7 protein-coding genes and 1 pseudogene are annotated in these 6,939 nt (G+C 36.1%); 2 read left to right on the top strand and 6 right to left on the bottom strand.

Annotated features, from left to right (window positions below):
* Positions 1–137: 137 nt before the first annotated feature.
* Positions 138–587, top strand: a pseudogene (locus M3210_RS19180) (SAM-dependent methyltransferase); the annotation flags it as partial.
* 178 nt (positions 588–765) lie between these two features.
* Positions 766–1,077 carry a hypothetical protein gene (locus M3210_RS19175; protein ID WP_251517757.1) on the top strand — a complete coding sequence of 104 codons (312 nt, stop codon included), beginning with the start codon at positions 766–768 and terminating at the stop codon, positions 1,075–1,077.
* Between the two features lie 4 nt (positions 1,078–1,081).
* Here the strand turns inward: M3210_RS19175 and M3210_RS19170 are convergent, their stop codons facing one another.
* From M3210_RS19170 to M3210_RS19145, 6 genes are all read right to left on the bottom strand, one after another.
* On the bottom strand, positions 1,082–1,651 hold the full coding sequence (locus tag M3210_RS19170) for a class I SAM-dependent methyltransferase (RefSeq protein WP_251517754.1): 570 nt from the start codon (positions 1,649–1,651) through the stop codon (positions 1,082–1,084).
* Positions 1,652–1,676: 25 nt separating this feature from the next.
* Positions 1,677–2,597 (bottom strand): NAD(P)/FAD-dependent oxidoreductase, encoded by a 921-nt coding sequence (locus M3210_RS19165; protein ID WP_251517751.1) that lies wholly within the window; start codon positions 2,595–2,597, stop codon positions 1,677–1,679.
* A gap of 29 nt (positions 2,598–2,626) precedes the next feature.
* Complete coding sequence (locus M3210_RS19160) at positions 2,627–3,037, bottom strand: RrF2 family transcriptional regulator (protein ID WP_251517748.1); 411 nt, start codon at positions 3,035–3,037, stop codon at positions 2,627–2,629.
* 563 nt (positions 3,038–3,600) lie between these two features.
* Entirely contained in the window at positions 3,601–4,593 is a 993-nt protein-coding gene (locus M3210_RS19155) for a S66 family peptidase (protein ID WP_251517746.1), read from the bottom strand.
* 87 nt (positions 4,594–4,680) lie between these two features.
* On the bottom strand, positions 4,681–5,646 hold the full coding sequence (locus M3210_RS19150; protein WP_251517744.1) for a quinone oxidoreductase family protein: 966 nt from the start codon (positions 5,644–5,646) through the stop codon (positions 4,681–4,683).
* Between the two features lie 222 nt (positions 5,647–5,868).
* Entirely contained in the window at positions 5,869–6,741 is an 873-nt protein-coding gene (locus M3210_RS19145) for an SAV1803-related protein (RefSeq protein WP_251517743.1), read from the bottom strand.
* Between the last annotated feature and the right edge of the window lie 198 nt (positions 6,742–6,939).

Genomic DNA, 6,939 nt, shown 5'->3' with positions numbered 1-6,939 from the left:
CATACCTAGCTTTCCATTCTATTCTTTTGTTAGCATCGTTCATTGGCATAACCTCCAGATTTTTTTCTAAAGAGATTATCTCAAGAACGGATATTTAATAGAAGGTGTTCATTGTTTGACGCTTACTCCCATTTGAGGAGGACTCTGAACTACCATTTAATGATAATCAGTTCGAATTGATTTTAAATCAACATGAATCATATTCACCCGAAGAGATAAGAAGGACGATTCAAAAAAATGGTGTATTTCTAACACAGCAAGTTGGAGGCTTAGATTGTAAAGAAATTAATGAATCATTTGCTGTTTCATTGAACATTGAGTTTGAAAATTGGAACCTGACGACAGCTTTACAGGAACTTAAAAAGAATAATTTCGAAGTATTGTATAGTAATGAAGAGTTCCCAATTCAACGATTTTATGATGTGGGTGCATTAGTGTATTATCTAAAAGCAATACCTTGGCAAATTCCCGACTTTAATATCGAAAAATATGAAGAAAGTTTATATGATATACACAAACATATTCAGTCAAAAGGATTTTTTGATGTGAAACAACATCGCTTTATTATTAAGGCTAAAGCGATATAAATTAATGAAGTCTTCTTATAAAAGGAGACCTCGACTTTACTCTTATTGTGCTAAAGGGTGCTTTAATACAATAAGGCGATTGTATATTTGATAGCCTATCTTGTGCTAATAGGGAGGTTGAGGTTAGTTTTCCTTGCAAAATATATAGTTCAGATAGATGATTTTAACTAGGTGGCAGATGACGATACTCTGTTCCTTTTGTTTTTGTCTACTCAAAGAGGATATTGGAGTAGCTGACAGGTTAGCAGATAAAATGAAAACAAGTGACAGGTCCGTTAATGTGAAGGTTGACGAGACACTTGCTACACCGGTGATCGAAACAATCATTGATTTGTCACACTATGAATTAGAAGAAACCACAGAAGGACAGGCATATTGGAAGCTTACGTTAGCCTCGGGAAAGCAAATTAGTTCTCAATTACATGTTATGGTGAAGTGTCAATTAAAGTCTTTAGAGACACTTGATATCTTTAATTGGTTAAAAAATTAACCGGTTAATCTGTTTTCTGCGCAACGAGCATGTATAAAGATTCCGCTGGGAAATATTTCTCTGTTACCTGGAATCCTGCTTTTTTCATTTCTCTCTCCATTCCTTCCAAAGTAATTCTAGGTCCTTTATCTGAACTTCCTTTTGGCTCAAGTTCCAGACAGATTAGATAGCCTTCTTTTTTTAGTACATTTCTCATTTGTTGTAATAGTGGTCCCAACGGCCGAACTTCATGCAGCACGAGAGAAGCAATGATCATATCGATAGTGCCATCAGGTAAAGAAAGTTTCTCGATACTTTCTTGCACCGGGACAATATTCGTAAGCCGTTCCTTCAAGGCTTTCTCTTTGATTATTTCCAGCATTGCAACATCGATATCTAGCGCGTATACGTTGCCCGTGGTTCTCTTTGCCACCGGGATGGAAAGATAACCGGTCCCAGCGCCAAAGTCTAAGATGCTGTCGGTTTCTTTTAAAGGAATCATGTTCAGTAATTGTTCCGGGGAGAATTCCTTTCTACGTTCGGGACTTTCCAAGTAGGAAATTTTTTCTTTGTGCTTACCATGTGGGTGATGCATATATATCCTCCTTTTTAGTAGCTGTTTAAGAATGCTGCTTATCCTGGTTAAACTTTTCTTCTGTCAATGCAGCGACCACAGATATGGCAGCCATACTGCCTTCTCCCGCTGCAACAATTAATTGGGAGGGACCAGCAATTCGCGCATCTCCGCAAGCAAACACACCTTCCGTTTTCGTGCGTTTCATGCTGTCAGTTGCGATCCCGCCTTGCTCATTTAATGTATATTCGAGTGAAGATTTAAAGGGATTTGCCTGTATCCATTCAGTAGCTATAAAGCCTCCCTCACGGTGTACTGATGTTTCATCATCAAATTGAATTTTTTCCAGCATTCCTTCTTTCCCAATGAAAGCGGCAATTTTCTTTTCGTTAATACCAATGCCTTTGCTTCTGAGCAATTCTTGTTCTTCCAACGAAAGCACTTCTTTTCCATTGGTAAGAATAATTAAATCGTTCGTCCAATTGGACACTACTTTCGCCATATGAAACGCCTTTTGATCATCTGCAATTACTGCTAGTGGACGATCTCTTATTTCCCACCCATCACAAAAAGGACAGCTGAAAAGGCTCTTGCCATAGAACTCTTTCACTCGCGGGATATCCGGAAGGACTTCCTTAAATCCGGTGGCGAGAATGATCTTTCTCGCGCTGTATACTTCTCCATTCTCTGTCTCCAGTTTGAATAAGGTGTTTTCTTTATTTATACGTTGCACCCGTTGCTTTTCAATCCTTACATCAGGGTATCTGTATAATTCTTCCTGGGCAATTCTTTTTAATTCTTGCGGATGTATACCGTCCCTTGTGATAAACCCGTGGGACTCAGAAGTCGCCGCATTTCTCGGTTTATTGTCATCGAACAGAATCGTTTTTAGTCTTGATCTTCCAAGCACTAAAGCAGCATTCAGTCCAGCTGGTCCTCCGCCAATCACGGCACAGTCTAATATCATCTTATCGCCTCCTTTAACAATAAATTTAACTATTTTTTTTCAATTTGTTTGGATGTTGCCTCTTTAGCAATATCGTTCAAAAGCATTGAATCCAGTTCGCCTTTCATATTTTCCTCTACTTGCTTCATAGCTTTTTCGATCAAGCAGCCTTCATGATGAATGGTACAGTCGAATAAGCTTGTATCTCCTTCAATCGCATGAATAACATCCAAAAAGGATATTTCCTGTTTTGTTCTGGAGATTTTATAGCCTCCCTTCGCGCCTGGTGTTGACTCGATCAAACCAGCTTTCGCAAGTTTCGTTAATATTTTTGAAAGGTACGTCGGGGAAAGATTTTGCACATCTGCTAATTCTTTCACTCCCACCAGGCTCTCCCTAGGCTGTAGCATTAAATGGACTATCGTATGCAGGGCATAGTTTGTCGCGTTTGAATATCTCATACTTAACCTCCTTATTACTCCTATTGGGGATATTAAAGACTCCTGATATCTCTAATGAAAATTAGTTTATCATTAGATGTGAAGGATGTCAATTAAGAGAATTATAAATACTTTTTTTAAGTGGAGTATTTCCTACCTATTCGAAATGAGTGCCCGTATCGGTAAGCAAACCTATTATATTTTCTTGTAATAATGACCAATGTTCAACAATGAGAAATGAAGGGTGGACTTACTCTATTTATGGAGACGAAAGTCCGAGGTTCGAAAAATAAAAACGTGAAACAACTTATTTTTGAAAAACTTCACTCACAGTAACGTGTGCGATAGTCCAAGAGGGCTTATCGATTTTGTAGAAGTAATTGTGGTAGCAGGGCAGACCGCAACCATACAGGTTAATAGAAATAAGAAACATCATTTTACTTTACTTATGGGTGCCTTAGTAGAAGATGCCATTTTAATTTCATAGAGAAAGGAGCTTGCATAATAATCAAGCTCCTTTTTATTGTCATTTATATGCCGATTCCAGTTACTTCAAAAAGCACTAATTCTCATATAATTAAAAATTACAACCAGTCCTCCATACAAACTACCTTTTTAGCATCTGCATCTAAATGGACTTTTTTACCGATAGCTAATGGATGCATCGGATGGGTGTGACATGTATCAAATTCGGCCAATATTGGAATGTTTTTTCCATCTAACTGTTCGATCAATAAATCCAAGGGTTGTTTCCCTGTACCTAAATCATCGTAACGTTCATGTTTGCCTAGTATGATGCCAGCAACTATTTCAAAAACACCATGCATTTTAAGCATAGCGAAGTTTTTCTCTACAACGGAAGCATCTTTCGTACAATCTTCAATTAATAATATGTCGCCATGATGGATCTCTGGAAAATAGGGCGAACCAATAAATCCGTACATTGCATTTATATTGCCACCGATTAACCTACCCTCGGCTACTCCTCCTTGACCAGTTACCCACTCATTACGATAAAGTTGTTTCTCCGTTGTTTTTTCAAGCCAATTTACTGCCTCATCAGACCAGAAGGGAGGCATCGGTACTTCGTATGGAATCCTCGTTTCCTCCATGAAATATTGCTTAAAATAGCGATATGTATCATTTACAAGGGGCTCAAATTCGCCAAAAGAGGGGATGAGAGCAGGACCATAGTAAGTTGTAATGCCTGTTTTTGCATAAAGTGCGAATAAGATAGCAGTGGCATCAGAATATCCAACAACTAACTTCGGGTTTTTCTTAAATGCTTCATAATCAATATATGGCAATAAACTATTTGAGTTTGTGCCGCCAATAGTAGACATAATCATTTTAATATCTGGGTTGCGTAATAATTTATTTAGTTCCTCTGCACGTGCTTTAGGTGTGCCTGAACGATACACTTCTGATTGTCCTGTCAATTCTCCTTCTACAATAATAAAACCTTTCTCTTCCATAAAAGCTTTGGCACGCTGATAACGCTGTTTAGCTGTAACAGTGCCAGGGGTAGAGGGGCTGAATATCCCAATCTTATCTCCTATTTTTAAACGTAAAGTCATGATATTTAACCTTCTTTCTAATCTCTTCCTTCTGATAGGATCGCACTCCATAGCGATAGAATAATCTTTGTGATTAAGTTCTTGCTCTTAGACTTTAAGCAGTACTTTACCTTCATAATTACGACTTTCAATTAATTCATGCGCTTTTGCGGCATGTTTTAAATCAAATATTCGTGCGATCGGCAGGGTAATTTGTTTTGACTCAAATATTTCAATCACTTTTTTTGCAACCGGTGCTAATCGTTCTGGAAGATGTTTTCTCGTTGTGCCTAAGCTAAAACCTTTAATATTTCTACAACTACTATGAACATCACTTGTTTTAAAAGTGCCAGCTCTACCACTACTATTACCAAATTGTACAAGTGTGCCATATAATGCTAAGCAGTCTAAACTCATGTTTGTCACATCACCAGCAACGGAATCGAAGATAATATTTGCGCCTTGATTATTTGTTTGTTTTAAAGCTACCTCAACAAAAGTTTCATATGTACAGACAACGTCAGCCCCTAAATTCTTTACATAATTTTCTTTCTCGATATTGCCAACAGTTCCTATAACTTTTTGAACTCCTGATAATTTTGCTAATTGTACAAGCATCGAACCAACACCGCCAGCAGCACTGTGTATAACAATGGTATCTGTATTTTGTATTTGTCCAATTTCATGTAAGAGAATATACGACAAAATGGATACGGTTGGCATTGCTGCTGCCTGTTCAAATGATAGACTGTCTGGGATCTTAAAAACCAATTTTTCATTTGCAACCACATATTCTGCATAGGAACCATTTTTAGGAAAAGCGATGACACGATCTCCTATTGAAAAAGGTGAATTAGCATTAGCTTCTACAACTGTCCCTGCAGCGTCCAAGCCCAATATTAATGGGAAGTTTCCTTTTCCTTTCTTTCCGGTACGTTCTTTTATATCTGCATAATTCACACTCGTATATGCTACTTTTATTAAACATTCTTTATCTCCTATTTTCGGTATTTCAACATCAGAATAGGAAAGTACACTTGCATCGTCAAACTTATTTTGAACAATAGCTTTCATACTTAATTCTCCTTTCTACAAAAGTGTCTAAATTGATCCTGTTTAACTAAACTGCTCATAAAACATGAGGTGTTTACTATTGTTTAACAATAGCACCAGATATCTAATTACAATTACTCTAATTAAAAACCCAAGAATTATGAGCCCAACGCTTGTTCATTTCTCCTTTTCAACATCACAATTCCTGTATTTAAAAAGAATAGAATAGAGACCAAATCCATTTTAGCTACTTTCAAGAGCAGTATATAATTCTTTTAAAAGTTCGTCTTTAATAATTGGTTTCATTACTAAATCGAGTTCTTTTATACTTTTATAAATATCGCTATATTTACGATCAAACAACATTGCTATCACTTTTTGTCTTGGGGTAGCAAAAGATATATTGATTTCTTTGAATTTTGGATAGGTTTGATAGAATTCTTCCGTTTTTTTCTTTATCCTTCTTATTTCTTCTTCTTTAGCCTCTATTGCACGCTTTTTATCTTCTTCTTCCCATTTTCTTTTTCTTGCTTTAACTTCCTCTATAGTTCTCCGCTTTTTTTCATGAAACTCATACGGACTGCTGAAATAACTCATTCCCAGTGTTTTTTGCATCTCTTTTAATATATGAACTGACTCTTCAGGGGTTAGAAAAGACTTATCGTAACAAGATTTCATCCATTGTGGACTAGGTTTTTTTTCTTCGATATACCATTCTTCAATAATTGGCTTTAAAAATACATCATACCCTAAGTAACCAAATTCATTAGAAGTTTCCTTTGAAATCAAAACGTGCAAAATAGTATGTTCTATCAGATCACAATAAACTAATCTATCTTTCTTCTGATATTCAAATGGAATGTTTTTGCTTTTTATAAATAACTGGTCTGATATTTTCAATTCTTTAATCTCATCTATATGATGACAGTATAATCCTTCACTAGTTCTTGAATATTTCCCTTTTGTTATATTTTTAATTTCTCCATTCATAAACCTGTAATATGATTTTTCTCTATAATAATCGTCTTTTGCGGGACCATATTTATGAAGTAAAAAATCAACTACTTCATTGTAAGTTTTTGATAGTAAATCTACGTACTCTTTACTTTTATTCATCAGTTATCACCTATATTCTTAAGTATTTTCTCACATAAATTCCAATGAAAAGTTGCCTTCAACGTAAGCCTGAACTAAGAAATTTTATAATAGAAGCAACTAAAATTAAAAACAGAAACGCCAAATAACCGTGAATCTGAGATGTTTTAAACAGATTTACGGTTATTTTATTTTTTTGCACATGTTGCTTGAATCGCC

It is taken from the genome of Oceanobacillus luteolus, from assembly GCF_023715655.1.
Lineage (GTDB): Bacteria > Bacillota > Bacilli > Bacillales > Amphibacillaceae > Oceanobacillus > Oceanobacillus luteolus.
Note: the sequence above shows the minus strand (reverse complement) of the source record. Positions and strands in the feature narration are given on the sequence as shown.

Excerpts from the sequence above, each read along its gene's own strand:
- M3210_RS19150 (WP_251517744.1), bottom strand. The coding sequence starts at position 5,646 with ATGAAAGCTATTGTTCAAAATAAGTTTGACGATGCAAGTGTACTTTCC.
- M3210_RS19160 (WP_251517748.1), bottom strand. The coding sequence starts at position 3,037 with ATGAGATATTCAAACGCGACAAACTATGCCCTGCATACGATAGTCCAT.
- M3210_RS19165 (WP_251517751.1), bottom strand. The coding sequence starts at position 2,597 with ATGATATTAGACTGTGCCGTGATTGGCGGAGGACCAGCTGGACTGAAT.
- M3210_RS19155 (WP_251517746.1), bottom strand. The coding sequence starts at position 4,593 with ATGACTTTACGTTTAAAAATAGGAGATAAGATTGGGATATTCAGCCCC.
- M3210_RS19175 (WP_251517757.1), top strand. The coding sequence starts at position 766 with ATGACGATACTCTGTTCCTTTTGTTTTTGTCTACTCAAAGAGGATATT.
- M3210_RS19170 (WP_251517754.1), bottom strand. The coding sequence starts at position 1,651 with ATGCATCACCCACATGGTAAGCACAAAGAAAAAATTTCCTACTTGGAA.
- M3210_RS19145 (WP_251517743.1), bottom strand. The coding sequence starts at position 6,741 with ATGAATAAAAGTAAAGAGTACGTAGATTTACTATCAAAAACTTACAAT.